The sequence below is a fragment of the Dyadobacter diqingensis genome, from assembly GCF_024220585.1.
Classification (GTDB): Bacteria; Bacteroidota; Bacteroidia; order Cytophagales; family Spirosomataceae; genus Dyadobacter; species Dyadobacter diqingensis.
This window is the reverse complement of the sequence record NZ_JAMXKF010000004.1, coordinates 416,607-437,961: the sequence shown is the minus strand read 5'-3', so window position 1 is coordinate 437,961 and position 21,355 is coordinate 416,607. Positions and strand designations below refer to the sequence as shown.

At 45.4% G+C, this 21,355-nt stretch carries 15 protein-coding genes; 2 read left to right on the top strand and 13 right to left on the bottom strand.

Annotation, left to right across the window (positions count from 1 at the left end):
- The first annotated feature begins 80 nt into the window (after window positions 1–80).
- A complete protein-coding gene (locus M1L62_RS14120; protein WP_254560233.1) occupies window positions 81–1,268 on the top strand; it encodes a PQQ-dependent sugar dehydrogenase in 1,188 nt (395 codons plus the stop codon).
- A 68-nt stretch (window positions 1,269–1,336) separates the two neighbouring features.
- Here the strand turns inward: M1L62_RS14120 and M1L62_RS14115 are convergent, their stop codons facing one another.
- The 12 genes from M1L62_RS14115 to M1L62_RS14060 all read right to left on the bottom strand — a co-directional run bounded on the left by M1L62_RS14115 (window position 1,337) and on the right by M1L62_RS14060 (window position 17,531).
- On the bottom strand, window positions 1,337–2,719 hold the full coding sequence (locus M1L62_RS14115) for a sulfatase family protein (protein WP_254560232.1): 1,383 nt from the start codon (window positions 2,717–2,719) through the stop codon (window positions 1,337–1,339).
- A 159-nt stretch (window positions 2,720–2,878) separates the two neighbouring features.
- The gene (locus M1L62_RS14110; RefSeq protein WP_254560231.1) at window positions 2,879–4,312 is read right to left on the bottom strand and encodes a sulfatase; all 1,434 of its coding nucleotides are present in this window, start codon (window positions 4,310–4,312) and stop codon (window positions 2,879–2,881) included.
- A 32-nt stretch (window positions 4,313–4,344) separates the two neighbouring features.
- Window positions 4,345–5,832: a sulfatase family protein gene (locus M1L62_RS14105; protein WP_254560230.1), complete on the bottom strand. Its 1,488-nt coding sequence runs from the start codon at window positions 5,830–5,832 to the stop codon at window positions 4,345–4,347.
- A gap of 10 nt (window positions 5,833–5,842) precedes the next feature.
- On the bottom strand, window positions 5,843–7,228 hold the full coding sequence (locus tag M1L62_RS14100; RefSeq protein WP_254560229.1) for a sulfatase family protein: 1,386 nt from the start codon (window positions 7,226–7,228) through the stop codon (window positions 5,843–5,845).
- A gap of 32 nt (window positions 7,229–7,260) precedes the next feature.
- Complete coding sequence (locus M1L62_RS14095) at window positions 7,261–9,585, bottom strand: arylsulfatase (protein ID WP_254560228.1); 2,325 nt, start codon at window positions 9,583–9,585, stop codon at window positions 7,261–7,263.
- 42 nt (window positions 9,586–9,627) lie between these two features.
- Window positions 9,628–11,286, bottom strand: coding sequence for an arylsulfatase (locus M1L62_RS14090; RefSeq protein ID WP_254560227.1), 1,659 nt, complete (start codon window positions 11,284–11,286; stop codon window positions 9,628–9,630).
- A gap of 147 nt (window positions 11,287–11,433) precedes the next feature.
- The gene (locus M1L62_RS14085; RefSeq protein ID WP_254560226.1) at window positions 11,434–12,366 is read right to left on the bottom strand and encodes a type 2 periplasmic-binding domain-containing protein; all 933 of its coding nucleotides are present in this window, start codon (window positions 12,364–12,366) and stop codon (window positions 11,434–11,436) included.
- Window positions 12,367–12,985: 619 nt separating this feature from the next.
- The gene (locus tag M1L62_RS14080) at window positions 12,986–14,521 is read right to left on the bottom strand and encodes a sulfatase family protein (protein WP_254560225.1); all 1,536 of its coding nucleotides are present in this window, start codon (window positions 14,519–14,521) and stop codon (window positions 12,986–12,988) included.
- 147 nt (window positions 14,522–14,668) lie between these two features.
- The gene (locus tag M1L62_RS14075) at window positions 14,669–15,394 is read right to left on the bottom strand and encodes a thioredoxin domain-containing protein (RefSeq protein WP_254560224.1); all 726 of its coding nucleotides are present in this window, start codon (window positions 15,392–15,394) and stop codon (window positions 14,669–14,671) included.
- A 471-nt stretch (window positions 15,395–15,865) separates the two neighbouring features.
- Window positions 15,866–16,285, bottom strand: coding sequence for a DUF1801 domain-containing protein (locus M1L62_RS14070; protein ID WP_254560223.1), 420 nt, complete (start codon window positions 16,283–16,285; stop codon window positions 15,866–15,868).
- Between the two features lie 22 nt (window positions 16,286–16,307).
- Window positions 16,308–16,778, bottom strand: coding sequence for an SRPBCC family protein (locus tag M1L62_RS14065; RefSeq protein ID WP_254560222.1), 471 nt, complete (start codon window positions 16,776–16,778; stop codon window positions 16,308–16,310).
- A gap of 162 nt (window positions 16,779–16,940) precedes the next feature.
- On the bottom strand, window positions 16,941–17,531 hold the full coding sequence (locus M1L62_RS14060; RefSeq protein ID WP_254560221.1) for a hypothetical protein: 591 nt from the start codon (window positions 17,529–17,531) through the stop codon (window positions 16,941–16,943).
- A 297-nt stretch (window positions 17,532–17,828) separates the two neighbouring features.
- Here M1L62_RS14060 and M1L62_RS14055 point away from each other — a divergent pair, with 297 nt between their 5' ends.
- On the top strand, window positions 17,829–18,338 hold the full coding sequence (locus tag M1L62_RS14055) for a DUF1287 domain-containing protein (protein ID WP_254560220.1): 510 nt from the start codon (window positions 17,829–17,831) through the stop codon (window positions 18,336–18,338).
- A gap of 7 nt (window positions 18,339–18,345) precedes the next feature.
- Here M1L62_RS14055 and M1L62_RS14050 read toward each other — a convergent pair whose 3' ends face one another.
- Window positions 18,346–20,157: a sulfatase-like hydrolase/transferase gene (locus M1L62_RS14050; protein WP_254560219.1), complete on the bottom strand. Its 1,812-nt coding sequence runs from the start codon at window positions 20,155–20,157 to the stop codon at window positions 18,346–18,348.
- Window positions 20,158–21,355: the final 1,198 nt, after the last annotated feature.

The following is a 21,355-nucleotide window of genomic DNA, read 5'->3' as shown; positions in this document are numbered from 1 at the left end:
TTCCGTAAACGATTACGTTAATTTGTGCAGCAACTTAAAACTTGCCCCTAACAACTCTTCAAAATCCCAAATTTCAAACGATGCTTAAAAAACTTTTCATTCCGTTTTTTTCAACGGTTTTGTTGTCCGCCACCGCTTTCGGACAGGCTGCAACATCTCCGGTTAACGTAAAATTACAGCTTGTGACCGACCAGGTGTCACATCCAACGGCTTTTGCAGTCGCTAAAAATACGCCGGATATGCTTTTTATCGGCGAGCAGGAAGGCAGAATCCGAATTGTTCAAAAGGGAAAATTGCTACCAGCGCCCTTTCTCGACATCACAAAGGAAGTTCTGAAAAAAGACGGATACGACGAACGGGGTCTGTTAGGTTTGGCATTCCACCCTGACTATGCCACCAACGGAAAGTTCTATGTGTATTGCAGTACGTCGGTAATTCCTTCTCAAAAAGGTGTGGATAACCACTCAGAGGTTCGCGAATACACGGTCAGCAAAGGCAATCCGCTGCAAGCCGATAAGAATTCGATGCGTAAGGTTTTGGTATTTGATCAGCCCGAATCCAATCACAACGGCGGCGATCTGAAATTCGGTGCTGACGGATTTTTGTATATCTCGTCCGGTGATGGCGGCGGTGGCGGCGATAAACACGGCAAGTATGGCAACGCACAGGATTTGTCCAATCTGTTGGGCAAGATTTTAAGAATTGATGTCAACAAACAACCCTACGCGATCCCTACTGACAACCCATTTGTAAAAACAGCCGATGCAAAAGGAGAAATTTATGCTTACGGATTGCGTAACCCATGGCGTTTCAGCTTTGACCGCAAAACCAACCAGCTTTTCGCAGGCGAAGTTGGCCAGAACAAATACGAAGAAGTAGACATCATCACCAAGGGTGGAAATTATGGATGGAGACCAATCGAAGGATTTCATGCATTCAATGCGGAGGATCCGCAACCTGCGAAAGCCATTGCGCCTATCGCGGAATATCCGCATCCCGAAGGCCTGAGTATCACCGGCGGTTTTGTGTACCGTGGTAAGGCCATTCCGGCATTAACAGGAAAGTATATTTTCGGAGACATGATGGGGCCGATCTGGCACTTATCGCCAGGGGTAGCTAACAAATGGACTCGGGAAAAACTTTCGATTTCAAGAGATCCTGGTTACTGGCATGTTTACAGTTTCGGAGAAGATCTGGCAGGTGAGCTTTATGTGCTGACCGTTTTGCTGGATGACAACAAGGGAGCCATTTACAAACTGGTGCCTTAATTTGATCTTTTTATACAAAACAGCCTCCGTTTTATCTGTCAGGATAAAACGGAGGCTGTTTTTGTTAATTATCGTACTTCCTTTCTGAGCTCTGCATAGCGGTTGCGTAGTTTTTTCAACTTCGCTTTTTCTGATTTCTTTTTGATAATGTTGGTTGTCTCATTCGGGTCTTTTCGGGTATCATAAAATTCTTCGTAATTGTGCTCGATGTATTTCATGTACTTAAAATGCTCTGACACCACCCCTTCCACCTTCGGCAATGCAACACCTCCGAGATACGTATGCTCATAGAAAAAATCTTTTCGGGCAGTGGATTTCTTTTTCATCATTCTGATTAAATCCATACCCTGGATCGTAGACGGCACAGGCACACCTGCCAAAGCCAGAATGGTTGGCGCAATATCAATGTTGAGTGCTATTTTATCGGTTTCCTCTCTTCTCAACTTTCTCGGCAACGGAGCTCCGGAAATGATCAGGGGAACTCTGATGGACTCTTCAAATCCGTACCATTTGCCTTCCAGACCGTGTTCTCCAAGCGAAAAACCATTATCACCCATAAAGATGATGATCGTATTTTTGTCAATTTCCAGTTCTTTTAACTGCGCCACCATATTACCGACAACCTCGTCAACGCCGGTGATCAGACGATAATAATTACGGGTTGTTTCCTGCCTCAGCTCCGGCGTAGATAATAGAGGTTTCCACCTGGCCCGTGCAATATTTTTATCATTCCTGAAAAACTCTGGAAAGCTGTTCCAGTATTTAGGATCGGCGGTTACGGGCTCCGGAATACTCACATTCTGATAATAGCCTTTAAACTTTTCCTGGGCAGGAAAAGTAGGCGGGTTACCATCAAGCTCGTGCGGTGCTTTGAAACTTACCGACAAACAGAACGGCTCCTTTCCGGCAAACTGATTCAAAAACTGACGAATATCTTTTCCAACACTGTCGGTATGGTGGATCATTTTCCCGCTCTTGTTGATCATTTCATAAACCGGCTGTTCTTCACGCGCGCTGGCCCAATAGTCAAAAAGTGTATCGGGCTGGCGTTTATCATCCAGTCCGAATTTACCAATGAAACCGAGCTTATAACCCGCGTTTTTCAGCAATGCCGGATACGTTTTGGCAAGCGCTTTTTTAGACAAACAGGTTTTGAAATCATTAATCTTATGCCTCGACTGATACTGACCGGTCAAAAGGCTAGCCCGGCTGACGCAACAAATAGAAGTCGTCACGTAAGCTTTTTTGAACAACGTTCCGCTCTTCGCCAGTGCATCCAGGTTGGGTGTCCGGATAATTTTATTCCCCGCGGCCCCTAATGCATCCCAGCGGTGATCATCCGTCAGGATAAATATAATATTCGGACGGGGCGTTTCGTCCCTTGAATTCCCTGGACGGCTTTTGCCGATCGAAGCAAACTGGTGGCGATTGTTGATTAATCCGATAACCATATCCGGACTGACCGACAACCGCCCTTCTCGCCTCTGTCCATAACCGGAGAAGCACTGCGTGACAAGAAAAATAACTAACGAAGAGGATCTTATAAACCTGATAACTTGCATGTTCACTGATAATATTCTCAAATTTTATACAAAAAATTTGATTTACAATTACTCATGCACCGGAAAACCATTTTTTAGTAAAATAGCCAGCTCATTCACCGTTTTGACATGATTATTTTCTTTGGCAAGATTCTTGAATTCGCCGGGATCCGATTGATGATCATACAGTTCCACACCTGCCCTTCCTTCATCCCACTCGGTATAACGAAAGCGTTCCGTCCGGACTGAACGGCCGAAAATCTTGTCGCGCCGCACCTGCGTGTAGGCCGGTTTGTCCCATTTTGCAGCAGGATTTTTCAACAAAGGAGTCAAACTCTTTCCCTGTAATTTCTGATGCGGATCCAGTCCGGTAAGCTCCGCAAGTGTGGGATAGATATCCAGCAATTCCACGGTACGGCCGGATGCCTTTCCTTTCAAGCCGCCCGGCACGGAAATAATCAAAGGAACCCGTGCTGAGTTTTCAAACAAACTCTGTTTCATCCATTGTCCGTGCTGCCCCACGTTGTAACCGTGATCACTCCAAAATACAATAATGGTATTGTCCGACAATTTCAGACGGTCCAGCGCATCCAGCAGTTTACCAACCTGTGCATCCATAAAGGAAATCGTCGCGTAATAAGCTCTTAACGCCTCTCGACGTTCCGGTTCGGTAAGTCCCCAATGCGATGGTTTTGTAAATAATGCTGCTTCCGGCACATCGTCAAGATCATTCTCCACTTCCTTAGGAAGCGGTATTTTGTCAAGTGGGTACTGATCAAAATATTTCTTTGGCGCTACATAAGGTGAATGCGGTCTGAAAAAACCCACGGCAAGAAAGAACGGATCGTTTTTCTTTTCTTCGAGTAATTTGATCGCTTCATTGGTGATGATACCGTCGGTATGCTCGTCATCCGTACCTTCCGTTGCCAGATAAGCAAGCGCACTGCCGAGAGCCCGTTTGGGAGTGAGATTTTTGACGAGCGATTCTTCGGTTTTATCCCGTCCTTTTGGGTTGATCTTATGATCCCACGAGACAGCATCGTCCAGTCCATCCGTACCAATTTGTCCCGGTACGCCATAGTGAAAGATCTTACCGACCCTTGCGCTGTAATAGTTATTGTTTTTAAACAGCTGCGGCAGCGTCACAATATCCGGAAGATTCTTGCGAAAGTGAGTTTGCAATTCATAAATACCCGTCACGTCGGGCCGCTGCCCGGTCAACAGGGAAGAACGACTGGGACTACACAACGGAAACTGCGTGTAAGCCCTGTCAAACCGTACACCACGCTGCGCCAGTCTGTCGATATTGGGTGTTTTCACAAAAGTATTGCCAAAAGCGCCGATGTCATTGTTCAAATCATCCGCGGCTATAAACAACACGTTGTACTTTTTGGGTTGGCCGGATTCTTTCTTACCCGAAGACACCTGCGCTTCGGCATAACCGGAGAACATGACGCCCACGACTACCAATGTCCGCGAAAATTTACTGATATATTTTACCATTATACTTCGTTTGTTTTCTTCTGTGATACATTTTACGGAATAAGCTCTTTCTGAGGTCTCTTATACTTTCCGTTTTCATCCAGCGGTCGCGGATCGGCATAGTCCGGATTGACGTAACCCACAGCCTTTTCCTGTTTTGTCAACTCATTTTGAAGCTGGGTTTTCAATTTACTGCCCGAGGCCGCGTTGTAGAGGTTATTGGATTCGCCGGGATCTTTGGAAAGATCATACAGCTCCGACCAACCGTCTTCCCCCGGATACTGGATCAGTTTACCCGTTTCTGTTCTCACCGCCTTGATGGTCGGCGTGTTAAATCCGGTTTCATAAAAATATTCATACAAAAACGATGTACGCCAGTCCTTTGCCTTATCTTCTACCAACGGCACCCAGCTTTTGCCCTGAAATGACTGCGGCGCTTTTACACCGGCGAGATCAAGTATCGAAGGGGCAGCATCAAGATTTAACACGATTTTGTCAATCTTCTTTGCTTTGGGAAATCTGGCCGGATATCTGACCAGCAGCGGAATACGAATCGATTCCTCGTAAGCCGCCCGTTTATCACCCAGACCATGTTCTCCAAAGAAAAACCCGTTGTCGCTTGAAAAAATTACCACCGTATTCTGATCAAGATGCAAAGAATCCAGCGTGGCAAGCACACGTCCGACATTTTCGTCGATCGCCTTTAAAGTTCTGAAATAGTTACGGATTTTCTGGTCGTTGTTGTCAGTCCAGGAACCGCCATTATTTTGCTGCACCGCGGCCGCACCGTTACGCCGGCCCGCATCTATCTGCCCCTTATACGGAGAAGGCAGGTTTTCGCTCGCAGGTTTGGTCAGCGTCACATCGGCAAACGTATCCTTGTGCCTTACAGGAGGCTGAAAAGGGCCATGTCCGGACTTAAAAGCCAGCGTCAACAGAAAAGTTTTGTCTTTATTTTCTTTTATGTAATTGACAGCATTAGTCGTCGAAACGTCGTCTACCCAACCTTTGCTTGGCTGCGCGACTCCGTTGATCTCGATGGGACAGTCTTCGTATTTTCCCTGACCGATAAAGCTGGCTGAATAGTCAAAGCCCGGTCTTTTTCCCTTTTCATTTCCCATATGCCACTTTCCGAAAAACGCAGTCCGATAACCGGCGTTATGCAATTCCGTAGCATAGGTGACTGTCGTATCTTTCAGGCCGGTGTGGTTATTGGCAATACCATTCAAGTGATTGTACCGGCTGTTAAGCAACGTGGACCGACTTGGCGAACAAAGCGAATTGATCACAAAAGCATTCCGGAACCTTACGCCCTCACTCGCCAGACGATCGAGATTGGGTGTCTGAAACCAGGGAAAGCGGGCACTGCTGCCCTGCTCCTTCTGCACGACACTTAATGCGTCAAAGCGCTGGTCGTCCGTGTAGATAAAAATGATATTAGGACGTGCTGTTTTAAGATCGTTTTGCTTCTGGGCCAGCAGCGCCGTGCCGCCCAAAAGCAATAAGTTCGATAGCAGTAGAATTCTTGTTTTGACCGTCATAAACCGTAGATTATTTGTTTGAACTGCTTTTTCCTGCCCGTTCAGCGCGCTTTTTGATATGACTGTCGTCAGACGGCATACGCTGCACCAGGGCCGGAGGCGTGTTACCCAATTTTTTGTTAAACACTTCCAGTGCGCCTAGTAATTCTTTTACTTTGGCAGGATTGGTTTTCAGCAGGTTATTTTTTTCAGATAAGTCTGTTTTTAGATTAAAAAGCAAAGTATCGCTTGCCGGAACAACCACGATACCATTGATTTTGATATCGGCCTGTGGCAAACGTATTTTCCAGTCGCCTTTTCTGAACGCTTCGATTTTCCCGTTGGAATAATAGGCAAATTCATCAGCCTTACGCTTTCCGGTTCCGAAAAGTACCGGACTGATATCTTCACCATCCAGCGGTTTTGTTGTCTGTGTTTTCTGACTTCCCGTCAGGCTGATGATCGTTGGGTACAAATCCAGCTGGGTGGCGATGTCGTCATAAACACTTCCCGGTTTTATTTTTCCCGGCCAGTAAGCAACAGCCGGAACACGCTGACCGCCTTCGAAAGTGGTACCCTTTCCTTGTCGAAGAGGGCCTGCCGAGCCACCTTCTATATCGAAAATCAACCACGGACCATTATCGCTGGTGAAAACAACGAGTGTATTTTCTTCCAGTCCGTTCTTCTTTAAGGCTTTGACAACCTCACCAACACTCCAGTCAATTTCCTCAATAACATCGCCATACAAACCTCTCTTAGACTTCCCTTCAAATGCCGGAGAAGCGTAAAGCGGGACATGGGGCATGTTATGAGTCACATACAGGAAAAATGGTTTGTCTTTATTCTTGTCAATAAACTTAACGGCTTCGTCCGTGTACGTTTTGGTTGTGTATTTCTGGTTAACCTTGATGCTGTCCACATCGTTGCCGCGCAGGTACACCACACCCTGCATATCGTTGCTGTACGGGATTCCATAATACTCATCAAAACCATTTTGCAGAGGCAAAAATTGGCGGTGATGCCCCAGATGCCATTTCCCGAAAATAGCCGTTTTGTAACCATTTCCTTTCAGCGCCTCCGCGATGGTAACTTCCTCCGCTGGAATCCCGGTGAAACTTTCCGGAAAGAAAACATGATCAATACCCAGTCTGCGCGGATAACGTCCTGTGATCAGTGCTGCTCTGGTGGGGCTACATACAGGCGAAGAAGAATAGAACGAAGTCAGTTTTAAACCCTTTTTGGCCAGATCATCGATGTTGGGCGTACGAATGTCGGTCGCTCCGAAAGTTCCGATATCTCCATAACCCAGGTCATCCGCCAGAATTACCACGATGTTCGGCTTGCCTGTTTTTTTCTGCGCAACGGAAACATTCGCAGCTATTGTAAACAAAGCAGCTATTAGAAGAATCTTTTTCATATCAAGGTCAATACCTTTTCACTTTAAAAATGTTACTTCTTTAACAAACCCACCTTTTCTTCCTTATCCTCAGCCTGTTCAATAACAAGGGTTTTCACAATCCCGTTGAAGGCAAACGTGCCGCCATAAGACTTGGTAACCGGAGAGTTCAGATCCTTTCCCACACTAAATCCGTCCGTGGAAGCAGAATTGAGGTATCGTGTTTTATTGATATTACTTTGCTCGGCCACCTTGTCGTTGTTAAGGTAAAGGTTCACTTTTTTGTCATCCGTGAATTCTACACGAATCTCGTTTTTGCCCGCCACCAGACTTTTATTCGCAGTCAGAGTAATCGGGTTCACACCATCGTTCAGCAGATACTGCAATTTGTTGTTCTGCACATAGAGGCTCGTTCCGCCAATCAATCCTCCGTTTGAAAAAATGACACCCGACGGATTTTTGGCTGGCACTTCGATACTAGCGGTAATATTCACCGCCCCTTTTCCAATATTTACCCGTGTTTTGATCGTCGTGCCCTCATATATCACTGACTTTTCGCGGATAACGGGCGGTGTCAAACCGGCTCTGAAATTTTTAAGAGGATATACATTGTACTTTTCCGCTTCCTGATCAAACAACTTTTTCAGCTCTTCGAGTTTTTCAGGATACTTCGCCGACAAGTCGTTGATTTCATTCCAGTCTTCATTGAGATTATAAAGCTCCCATTTATCACGCTTGAAATCCGCGATGAAATTAATGTCCGTCGTTGTTTCTCCAAACACGTTCCGGGGATGATAAACACTGGCCTTCCAGCCATCCTTATAAATGGACCGTCCTCCGTGGAGCTCATAAAATTGTTGGGTGTGGCGTGTTTGCGCCGAGGCATTGTCGAGAGAATATACCAATGAGGTACCGTGTAAAGGCCGCTGCGGATACCCATTGATCACTTCCGGCACTTTTACCCCGGTTAGCTCAATGGTTGTCGGTAAAATATCCGTGACGTGCGTGTATTGATTCCGAAGTGCGCCTTTTTCCTTAATGCCTTTGGGATAATGGACGATCAAAGTGGTATGCGAAGCGCCCTCAGCATTGACATCACTTTTCCAGTAACGGAAAGGCGTGTTGGTAGCCTGCGACCAGCCAAGCGGATAATTGGGATAACTGTACTCAGTACCGATCTTGTCGTACTGAGACAACAAAAACTTAGCGTCATCGCCTTGTGATTTTTCAGCAATACCGGTCGTTCCTGTATAAGTACCTTCCTTGCTCCCGCCATTATCTCCCACAACGAGGAAAATAAGCGTATTGTCTAGCTGGTCAATTTGTTTTAAATAATCCACCACGCGGCCAACTTCATAGTCGGTGTAGGACAAAAATCCGGCATACACTTCCATAAATCGCGCATAGATTTTCTTCTCGTCCGCGGAAAGTGTCTCCCATGGTTTGATACCGGTCTGGCGAGGCGGAAGCACAGTTCCTTTTGGTACAAGACCAAGCGTCTGCTGTCGTTTGAAGACCTGCTCACGATACTGATCCCATCCACCATCAAATTTTCCTTTGTAACGGTCGCTCCATTCCTTTGAAACATGGTGTGGCGCGTGGGCGGCACCTGTGGCGTAATACACAAAAAACGGTTTATCAGGATCGGCCGATTTCTGATTGGCAATGTACGAAATCGTCTTGTCCGTCAGCAGCTGATTAAGGTGGCGGGTATTGGGTTCAATGTCAATGGGTGTTGTTTCTTCCACCAGGTGGGGATGCCACTGATCGGTAGCTCCGCCCAGAAACCCGTAGAAATGTTCAAAACCACGACCGGTTGGATATCGGTTGTAAGGCCCGGCAATCGTCAGGTCCTTTGGCTGATTGCCATGCCATTTTCCCAATGCAAAGGTGTTATAACCGTTCTCCCGGAATATCTCTGCGACGGTCCCGGCTTCAAAAGGAATGTTTCCATTGTACCCCGGTGCCCCGATTCCCAGCTCTGCGTGATGTCCCATGCCCACGCTGTGGGCATTTCTTCCGGTCAGCAGAGCAGCACGGGTAGGACTGCAAATTCCGGTGGTATGGAAGTTGGTATAACGCAGTCCGTTATTGGCCAGTTTTTCAAAATTGGGCGTGTCAATCAGGCCTCCGAATGCCGAAGTTGCACCGAAGCCCACATCATCCAGCAGTATCCAAACGACGTTAGGCGCACCCTTAGGCGCTTTGGGCTGCTCCTGCCACCACTGTTCAGTTTCCTCGATTGTTTTACCTACTTTTCCCTGAAAGGGCTGAACAGGATCATGCTGCGCGAAAACAGGCAGTGTTGTAGTGCTCAAAAAAAGCGAAAGAGCCATCCAGCGCTTCCGGTCGGCAAAGTTGAATATTGTTGTTTTCATATTACTGATTTCAATAGAACCATATAGAATATACGTAGCAAATCATTCCCCACGGCCACCTTGCTGCGCAGTTCTGAGCGGAGTTGCCTGCGGTGCTCCAAAAGGATTGGCCGGTTTAATTTTGTCGTAATCAACCACACCGGTTTTGTCAGCCCATTTAAAATAGTCCGCGGATAACTCGTTCACGATTTCGGTATTGGCAGCTGCAAGATCGGTGGTTTCTCCACGGTCTTTTTCCAGGTCATAAAGCTCCCACTTATAGCCCGGGTATGTCGAAACGATTTTCCACTTTCCTTTACGAACCGCCCGGTTCCCTGCTCTTTCCCAGAAAATAGGCTCTCCCCGCTCCACAGCCTCCGATTTCCCCGTTAACACCGGAACAAGGCTTTTTCCCGGCAACGCATTTGTAACGGCGTTGTTGAGTTTGGCCGGATACTGCGCTCCCGCCAGTTCGTAAAAAGTAGGTGCAAGGTCAATCAGGTGGCCCGTTCCTTTAACAATACTTCCCGCTTTGATCTGCTTCGGAAACCACGCGATAAAGGGAGCGCTGATACCACCTTCGTGCATGTTATTCTTGTAATTGGTATGGGGTGTGTTCGATACATAGGCCCAGTTTTGCTCCTGATAATCATAGGAACCGGCCGTACCGATCGGTCCGCTGTTGCGCGGCGGTTTTCTGCGGTTTTTTGCCGAAAATCCACCCTGTGCACCATTATCAGAAATGAAGACAATCAGGGTATTGTCGTCTTTTTTCAATTGCTTAAGTTTTTCTTTCAACCGGCCGATGTTCTGATCCACACGGTCCACCATCGCTGCGTAAACCTCCATTTTGGTCTCCCATAATTTCCTTTCCTCGAATGTCAGGTGATCCCAAAGGGCGACCTCGCTGTCTCGTTTTGCAACCGCTTGTTTTGGATCAGAAATACCCAATGCCTTTTGCTTTTTTATGCGCTCATTTCGGAGCGAGTCCCAGCCAATGGCGTACTTGCCTTTGTATTTCGCGATATCTTCCGGCAAAGCCTGCAAGGGCCAGTGCGGTGCGTTAAAAGCCACATACAGAAAGAATGGTTTGCCGGTTTTGTCCTGCTCGTCCAAAAATTCAAGGGCGTTATTGGTAATTTCGTTTGTCAGATACTGACCCGGTTTAAGGTTAATCTTTTTGTTATCCCTCACGAGCTCAACCGGCGGCGCCTGTCCATACTCGCCAATATCGAAATAATTGCTTGCGCCTTTGATAAAACCGTAAAAGTGATCAAACCCACGTTGATTCGGCCAGGCCAGACTATCGCCTCCAACATGCCATTTCCCGCTCATCAGCGTGCTGTAACCCGAATTCCGTAATACCTCGGCAAAGGTCAGCGACTGCTTGTTGAGATAGCCCTGATAAGCCGGTAAGCCCAGGTTGACATCAAAATAACCGATACCTGCCTTGTGGGGATACTGACCGGTGATTAGAGAAGCCCTTGTCGGAGCGCAAATGGAATTGTTGTAAAATTCGCGGAAACGAATTCCTTCCTTGGCAAGATTGTCCAGATTAGGTGTTTGTATTTCCGAACCATAAGACCCGACGTCAGAGTAACCCATGTCGTCAACCATGATCAGAATTATATTCGGGCGGGTATCCGCCTTTTTCGTTTTTTGGGCAAAAGAGGTAGTCAGGTTTACGAAAAGTAAACCGGCAAGTACAAATTTAAACTTCATTTGCAGGTATATTTAAAATCGATAAGGAATAAGTTATTCAGGCGGGAGAAGACCTGCACCGGGTTCAGCGCAGCGTGATTAAATTTTCCGGCACCAGCATAACTGGTACCGGAACAACAGGAGACCTTATTTACGTAATATCAATATTTATTTTACCGCAGAGAATCTTTCCAGTTTCTCTTTTTCAAGCTGAAGGCGTTTCGCTTCCGGTTTTAGATAACCATATTGATGCAGATCCTCCTCTGCATGTGAGGCAACCCACAGAAGAAACTTTTTAGCCTCCGGATTGCTGTTGTTTTTAGCAATTGAAAAATGTACATATTCCACCGGAATATTTTTCACTTTTTCCGTTTCCAGTTTTTGCAAAAACTGATCCAGGTTATCAACCGCTTTTTCTTCCTTGGAAACCCTTCCGTTTCCGTCCAGATCTACCGGAATGATCGTCAGACCTTCCGCTGGTTTACGTGAAGTGAGGTCGAAAGCGAGACCGGGCACTGTGTAAGTAATGCCCGTGTCGTCTTTCAGAAGGGCCTTGATCAAATGTTCGTCGGCACCGGCAATGGTTTTCCCCTTGATCTGCTGCTGCTCGTATCCGAAATATTTTGCGAATGTCAACGGAGCGCCAGCTTTCTGCAAGCGGGTATAAACCGTAAAAGGAGTGGTGATGGATTTATCTTTCTCCGCATAAATGTCATGGAAGAAAATTTGTTTATACGTTTTTTCGATCAGTCCTTTGTCGCTGTACTCTTTGGCAAACTCCGATTTGGAATTAGCAACGGGTAAAAGCGCATAACGGCCAATAGACACATACTCGCGGCCATCCTTCACCTCTTTTTCCTGATCATAAGCCTCGATTAAAAGATCGTACTTCTCGGGATCCGTGATTGTCCGGGTCTCGATAACAATCTGCGCTTTGGGATTTTCCGCACTGTATTGCTTGATCCACTTATCAACGAGCGGATAAGCAAAACGGACACCTGTGATAACAACTTTATTTTGACTGGTTTCCTGCGCAAAAATGGGTGACGAAGCGACCAGTGACAAACCCGTGGCAAAGAGTAATGATTTAAATGTTTTCATGATGTTAACAGATATTAAATAGTTTGAGCACGCTGTAACCGGAAATTGCCTGAAACAATCGAACCGTTACAAATGAGATATTGACAATTAAAAAAGAAGCATTGATTTGACTAACAACAACAGCCAGACGCGAAAGGAATCGACGGGGAAACCACCAGACAAACAGCATAAAGCTGCGAAGAATATGTATTCATCGTTCTCATAGGTTAAACGAAATTACGGTTGTTTTTTCCAGTGGTGGTTAAAGGAAAATACAATACCCTACTTTATTGATAGACAAAGTAAGTTTAATAAAAATACAATACCAAGAGATTTCTTGTTTTTTTGGCTTTATGGGCAGTTTTCTTGCGAGAATGCTTTGGTAAAATCGGGTTCAGGCCCAAATCGAATGTAATGCCCATCGGGCATTCCTGTTTATAGCAAAATTCGAGACCGAGAAAATCCGGACTCCGTAGGAGTTGCCGGAAAGTGAAGGAGGTTCCTACGGAGCCAAACCAGCAAGAAGACAATTTCCAAGCTATAAACAGGATGCCGATAAATCGGCTAAAAAAACTCGAACTAGTAACTAAACCAACAACCTGATTCAAAGCAAATGAAAATACCCATTGTGCACCATAGTTCACAAACGCCGGCTAAAACCCTGGTTTTTCTGCTTTTCTAATAAGCCCTTTAATTCTTCGACAATACTGGTGTTTTGATCATAAACATTTTTTGATTCCTCTGGGTCAGCTTCCAAATCATAGAGTTGCCCGGCAGGATCCGTCGCATCACCCTTTGAAGACCAGCCTCCGCTACCCTTTCCGTCAATAAACTTCCATTTCCCTCTTCGTATGGCGAACATTCCTTCGATCGAATGATGGATGATGCTTTCCCTTACCGTTTTCTGCTCTTTTGGATTTTTAAGGACGGCGTAGAAGTCAAAACTGTCCTGAGCAGCCGTATCTGGTAATTTCTGATTGGTAATAGCTGCCGTCGTGGCCAGCAGATCGGTTAAACATATTGTTTGTGCCGATTTGCTGCCTTTTGAAATCACCTTCGGCCATCTTGCTATAAATGGAACGTGATGGCCTCCCTCCCAGATATCCGACTTTTGCCCACGGAAAATATAGTTGGCCTGGTGAGCAGGATATAACTGTTTGTCGCCAGGCTTCCAGTCGGCTCCGTTATCAGAAGTGAAGATAACGAGCGTATTTTCTCCCAAACCCAGGCTATCCAAAGTCTTAATAACTTCTCCCACAACTGCATCGGTATGCGATACAAAATCTCCATACAACCCGGCTTTGGACTTGCCTTTAAACTTGTCAGACGGCAACCAGGGTGTATGCGGACTGCTTAACGGGAGATACAGGAAAAAAGGTTTCCCCGAGGTTTTCCTGCTATCTGCAAGAAACGCTTTTGCTTTCTGCCCGAAAATATCAAGCGACTTTTCAATCTTAAAACTTTCAGATCCATTTCCATCACGCCAAAAGACTCCTCTCGGTGTTTTATTTCCGGTGATGTTCGTGATTTTACTATCAACCGGCTTACCGTTTTCAAGATAAATATAAGGCGGAATGTCCAGAGATGAGGGAATGATGTAGCTGTAATCAAAACCGAGATCATTAGGGCCTTTTACCACACCTTTGGCTATGTCCAGATTTTCAGTGGTTGTCCAGTCGTCATAAACGGCTGCATCAACCTTTCTGGATGGATCTGCCGGCGTCCAATCCAGGCCCAGGTGCCACTTCCCGATTACTGCCGTCTGATAACCTGCCTTCTTTAAAAGATCAGCCACCGTAAATCGGTCAGGTTCGATGAGCATCGGAGAATATCCACCAAGGACACCCTTTTTTAATCGTGAACGAAAGGCATAACGGCCCGTCAAAATTCCATAGCGGGTCGGGGAACACACCGCTGAGCCGGAATGTGCGTCCGTAAAAACAATGCCTTCCCTGCCAAGTTTATCCAGATTTGGCGTTTCAATCTGAGATTTGTTATTGAGATATCTGATGTCACCATATCCCATATCGTCCGCAAGAATATAGACAATATTGGGTTGCGACTTTTGTTGAGAACGATCATTTTTCTGTCTGTCTTTCCTGAACGAGAAAGCGACAGTTAACGTCATGACAATCATGAGCATCGTAAAAATGAGCGATGAATATTTATGAACCATCTGTTACGCGACTAAATCAAATACCTTGATAAAGGAAAAGACAGACAATCAGGATTTTACTCATAAACAGGAATTGTTTGATCAGTCCTGTCGAGTGTCCGAATTTCTCTGTCTTATTCCCTGAAAACATTAATCTTTTACCGTTTCTCAAAGCGTCTGCCCTGCCAGTATTTTTTCTATTTCTGCTTTGGAGGCACTTCCGGTCTTCTTCCAGATCACCTCATTATTTTTATAAAGTACCAATGTAGGCAGGCCTACAACGCCCAATTCCTTCACCAGATTCTTATTCTCATAAGCCTCAATATTGATCACTTTGAGGATACCAGCCTGTTCCGTTTTAAGAGAATCGATCGTTGGAGCGAGTTTTTTACAACCCGGGCAATATCTTGATCCAAAATCCACCAACACCAGCTTGTCGCTTTTTAGCGAAGCAGTGTATTCATCTTTTGACAAACCCTTGCCTACTGTCGAAATAACCGGCCTGCCCAACCCGATCCATTTACTTAATCCGCCAGGAATTTCAGTAACATCCTGGAAACCCGCATTTTTCAGGTCTTTTGCAAGAACTCCGCTCCTGCCGTTGCCGATGGAATAAATAAAAACAGGCTTGTTCTTATCCAGTTTTGCACTCTCCTTTTCAAAATCGGCCTTGTTTGCGATGTTAAAACTCACAGCTCCTTCCAAATGATTTTGTACATATTCTTCCGGCAAACGTGCATCCAGAATCTGAGCGTTTTTACCTGCCGCTTTAAGTTTTTCTTCAAATTGTTCGAAAGTCAGCAAGTCTCGTTTCTGCTTCGTTTGCGCAGAAACGGCTGTGTATAAAAACAATGCAATAAGTAATAAGCCGGGTAATCTTAGGTTTTTCATCATAAAATGGTTTGAACAGTTATTGTAAAAAGGTTTTAATTTATAGGTCAGACTGGCTACACCTGAATATTTTCCGCTTATTGATCTTTCTCCAAAATCACAGCATAAACAATCAGGTTATCAACATCTTGCAACTACAATGGAGATCTAAAACTAAAAATCCGGACGTTCCAAACAGCCAAATTCCTGATCAGAAATTCAGTTTTGGGAACATAAATTGATTGGATCGTTACCACCATTCCAGTTGCAGGGAAAATTTTGAACATCAAGAATAAATCACACCTGTCACGGTGGGATATTCCTACTGATTCTTTTGCCGGTGGTTGGCAGAAAAGATATAGCCTATAAGTATTATAGACAAAGTAAGTTAATTAAAATCAAAACTTCAAAAAAGATTACCAGAATGGCCTGAAGTTTTTCAGGCAAGGTGCCGAATCGCGACGACGCATGAATTCCCAAACGGCTTTGCGATAACTAGTTCAGGTAGTTACTACGCATATAGGCAAGAGAATTGTTTATCATTTTTCGCAGGATTTCAATATCGATATCCTCAATTTTTTTGATGTAAATACAAGCTTTCGACATTTTGTATTTGCCGAACTTTGCCAGTAATTCCTGTCTATCCTCAAATTCAGTACTGATATACAACGTGATGGCATTTACTCTGGCAGCCAGCCCAATCAGCGGCGCATCACCTTCGTGGCCACTATCATATTTATAATGATAACTACCAAAACCAACGATGCCTGTACCCCACATTTTGGGTTTAAGCCCGGTTTCCTGATGAATCAGGTCAACAATAAAGGTACAGTCTTTACGCTTTTTTTCGTCCGGAATTGCCTGGAGATAGGCGTCCACACTATTTTCAGTCTCGGTAGTTTTATTTTTTGCCATACCTTATTTTTCAAAGAATGTTTTAGTTACCATGCTGAATGGCCTCTTTCGGAAACTTATCGGCTATAAGATTAAGATTTATGCCGTGTTCGAGATAAGCCTTTAACCCGTCCAACACAGTTGTAAATCCGCCGGTTGAGTCTTTAATAACATCTAAAAGCGCGTCACCGGTTTTATCAAATCCATAGTTTTTGATTGTGACATAGGTATTTCCGTCACTTAATGTCCTGAATTCGAAATCGACTTTGGTAGCCGGATCTCCCCACTCAATGGCAATTTTTTCATTCGGTAAAATGTCAAGTACAAGGACTTTGGCGGAAACATTATACATTTCCCATTCCCAGATGACCGTTTTACCAGCCAAAAGTTTATCGCTCCCCTTCGTAAACCAAAAATGTCTCGTTATCGTCGGATCAATAAATGCCTCAAAAACATCCGCCACAGGTTTCCTGATCAACATTTGCGCTTCCACACAGTTTGAGTTATTTGCCATTAACGCCATCGTTTTGTTCTAACAAGTTGGTCAACTATTTGATCGTAGACGAAAATAAAGTTAGTAATTAAAATAGTATATTGAAGTGCCGTTGGCTTGGACAGATTAAATACACATCTGTCTGGAAAATAGTTGTATATAATCGATTAACCTCCGAGAATGCTATAAGTCCGAAACCGCCAGGTCATTCCCTTCCGTCAGCGAATCATTAAATAATTTATTAATCCTCGGTTGAATAAGCCAGATTCCAAACGGGAAAAACCATAATAAAAAGAACTCCCCGGCATAGTTGGAAAACTTCACTGGCTCCCTACTTTCTACCGATTTTAAAGCTTTTGCATTAAATCGTAAAGCATACAACATACAAGCCATAGAAAACAGGTGAACCGGTAGGATGACAATGAACATTCCGGCTCCCAGTTGAGCTCCCGACGAGACATTTATCATCGCTTCTCTGACCAGAAACAATGCGACCGCTATATATCCTACCGGAAAGAAAATAGCAAATTTGAACCGATTTAGTTTGAGTCCAGACTTAACGGGCAACCTTTTGTACAACCAGGTCCCGATCGCATAGAACCAGCCAAAATATACAATGGTTATGCCCAACATCATTACAGCAAAGAACCAAATCAACAAGGGAGAACCTGCATTGTTGATTAGAATATCATTCCCCAAAAACTGGAAAACGACCGGAAGCCCACAAAGTAGCCCGAAAAGCTGCCAATGTCTAAGTTGTAAAAATAATTTCATTCTGTATGTTTTAGAGGGTAAGTATTAAAAAGTTTGCGCGATCTCGGAGAATGTTCTGGATAAAGAAACCACATCCATAATTCTACTTTAATAAAACCTTATCTCAAATTACGAGCTATTTCCCTCAGCCTTTCCCCCCCATCAAATAAAAACATTCATCTTAACATCTTTCCAACTAATAGTTTCGTTAATCGTAAAAAGCCATGATATTTCACGATTCTTATGCATAAACGGATTCTTCACACTGTGATATGTTTTTTGCTGGTCATTAAGTTGGCAGCTGAAATACCGTTTCCGATGCGGCTCTCGGAGGCCGCCATCACACTCACCAGAAGTTATGTCAAATACGATCCGAAGTATTTTGCACTTAGTTATCCAAACGGCGACCCTCCTGCTGACCGGGGCGTATGTACGGATGTGGTCGTGCGCGCTTACCGAAAAATGGGTATCGATTTGCAGAAAGAAGTCCATGAGGATATGAAAAAGAACTTTTCCAGTTATCCTCGAAATTGGGGAATGAAATCTACCGATAAAAATATTGATCACCGTCGCGTCCCCAACCTGATGAAGTTCTTTTCGAGGCATGGCACCACGCTATCTACTTCACAAACTCCGTCGGACTATCAACCGGGTGATATTGTTTGTTGGAATTTAAGAGGTGGTATCACGCATATAGGCATCGTCGTTAACAGAAAATCCTTCGATGGCAGGCGCAACTTGATCGTACATAACATCGGCGGCGGCCAGGTTTTGGCCGACTGTTTGTTTTCTTACAAAATTATCGGGCATTACCGGTATGGAGGTTGAGCTAAATCTATTTCCCAAATCTGCTTACAAAGTCCTTAGCCGCTCTTGAATCATAATCAAACATGCCCGGCTCTGTTTTTATCAGTGCTTTTGCATTGTCAAGCGCAGGTGCTGCGTCTGCACCAATATTGCTCAATGCATTTAACGCCTGCACCCGTGCGACTATATTTTTCACTTGCAGTGCCTCAGTTAATGTGCTGATCGCAAGTTCCTTTTCGCCGATTTGATACAGGGCCTCGGCAGCTGCAATACGTACTGCAGGTTCAGTATCTTTAACTGCCGAAGTTAAACCTGCTTTACCTGATTTTGCCTTCAAGATCAACAGTCCCGTGGCAGCCCAATAACGTACCGTGGGGTCTGTATCGGATAGTCTTTTAATCAGCTCGCCAGTATAACTCGTCTTGCGGAATGATGCCCAGTCAGCCGTTTCCTGAATACGTTTAAGATTATATTTTTCACTTACAGCGTAATCACGTAAGGGAATATTGGCGGCAATATCAGACAAAATCGCTTCGGGAATAAAGCCGACATCCTGCGATTTGACCAGCCAATCCTTGTTCGCTTTACGAAGCCTGATCAAATCCGAAGCGTGCTTGGGATCGTCCGCAAGATTTTTCACATTGTGCGGGTCTGCGAGCACGTCAAACAACTCTTCAGCCGGTTTTTCCTGCCAGAATTTCGACTGGATGGCGTTTAGCTTTCCTGCCTTAAATTCGTCTTGCCACGTTTGCACGGATGGCGCGCGCCAAAGATATTCGAGATACTGTCCGTAGATTCTGTGCGGCAGATAATTACGGATGTACCTGAATCTCTTGTCGCGCACCGCCCGTGAAAAGTCAATACGCTCGTCCATACGGCCTCTAAAACCGTAAACATATTGATGTTCCGTTTTTTGCTCTGCACCCAGAAATGCTTCTCCTTGCATGTATTCCGGAATTTTTATCCCAACCAGACTTAGTATTGTTGGGGCAAAATCAAGGAAAGTCACAAGGCGATCTGTTTTAGTGCCCTGCTTTGTGTTCGCGAGATGTTCATACTTCTTCGGCAAATGGACGATCAATGGTACATGCAATCCCGACTCATACATGAATCGTTTGCTCCTGGCCAGTACACCACCGTTGTCGCCGTAATAAAAAACAATCGTATTTTCAGAAAGTCCTGCCTGATGAAGCTCCTCGATAAGTTTCCCAAACTGGGCATCCATGTCTTCAATCTTGTCGTAATACTGTGCCCAGTCATGTCTCATTTCCGGCGTGTCCGGATGATACGGTGGTAATGAAACCTTTTCCGGATCATGTTTCAGTTTTGCAACCGGCTCAAAAAGAGAGCTTTCATGCGATACATTCAGATTAAAAACAGCAAAAAACGGTTGTCCGGCTTTCCTGTTTTTATAGGAAGCCTTGTTACTGGATTCATCCCAGGCCTCCGGCTGATCCACTGTATTGTAATCTTTTTTTGCGTTGTTGGTGGTGTAATATCCGGCTTCACGCAGATACTTTGGTAAAAACTTGACGTACGACGGCACAGGATAAGTACTCCGCATATGCTCGGTTCCAAGCGACGGCGGATACATGCCTGTGATCAGCGTATTCCGTGATGGTGCACAAACCGGCGCAGTCGAAAAAGCATTTTCATAGAGTATGCTGCGTTCTGCAAACCGATCCAGATTGGGTGTCGTCGCAAAGGTGTCTCCGTAAGCGCCAAGCATAGGGATATTATCTTCGCTGACAATCCAGAGAATATTCGGTTTTTCAGACTGCTGCGCCCAGCCCGTCGAAAAAACAAGTAGTAACGCAACAAGAGCAATATACTTTTTCATGAAACTTTCTATTTATTATTAAAGTCAATCGATTGAGTTTTGTACTGTAAATTTTGATAGATGCTGGCTATGGCTAAAGCCGGACACTCGTGGCATCTTCACTCCCCAAGGCTAAAGCCTTGGGTTAATACTATTGAGCAGTGAACATCCCGCACATGCTATGTCGACCATAACCCAAAGATTTAGCCTTGGGAGGCTGTAGCCTCACCAGTTCCCGGCTTTAGCCAAGCCCTCGAGACAATTCGACTCCCATAACTCAGAGCCCGAGTCCACACTAACCCAAGGCTTTAGCCTTGGGAGGAAGTAGCCTCAATAGTCCCCGGCTTTAGCCAATCCCTCGAGACAATTCGACTCCCATAACTCAGAGCCCGAGTCCACACTAACCCAAGGCTTTAGCCTTGGGAGGAAGTAGCCTCAATAGTCCCCGGCTTTAGCCAATCCCCCGAGAAAGTTCGACTCCCATAACTCATAGTCTGAGTCCACATTAACCCAAGGCTTTGGGTTCGGGAGGAAGTAGCCTCACCAGTTCCCGGCTTTAGCCAATCCCTCGAGACATTTCGACTCCCATAACTCAGAGCCAGAATCCACATTAACCCAAGGCTTTAGCCTTGGGAAGAAGTAGCCTCACCAGTCCCCGGCTTTAGCCAATCTCCCGACACAGTTCGACTCCCATAACTCAGAGTCTGAGTACACACTAACCCAAGGCTTTAGCCTCGGGAGGAAGTAGCCTCAATAGTCCCCGGCTTTAGCCAATCCCCCGAGGAAGTTCGACTCCCATAACTCAGAGTCTGAGTCCACACTAACCCAAGGCTTTAGCCTCGGGAGGAAGTAGCCTCAATAGTCCCCGGCTTTAGCCAATCCCCCGAGGAAGTTCGACTCCCATAACTCATAGTCTGAGTCCACATTAACCCAAGGCTTTGGGTTCGGGAGGAAGTAGCCTCACCAGTCCCCGGCTTTAGCTAATCTCCCGACACAGTTTGACTCCCATAACTCAGAGCCAGAGTCCACACTAACCCAAGGTTTTAGCCTTTGGGGGGAAGTAGCCTCACCAGTCCCCGGCTTTAGCCGATCCCCCGAGACAGTTCGACTCCCATAACTCAGAGTATGAGTCCACACTAACCCTAGGCTTTAGCCTTGGGAAGAAGTAGCCTCACCAATCCCCGGCTTTAGCCAATCTCCCGACACAGTTCGACTCCCA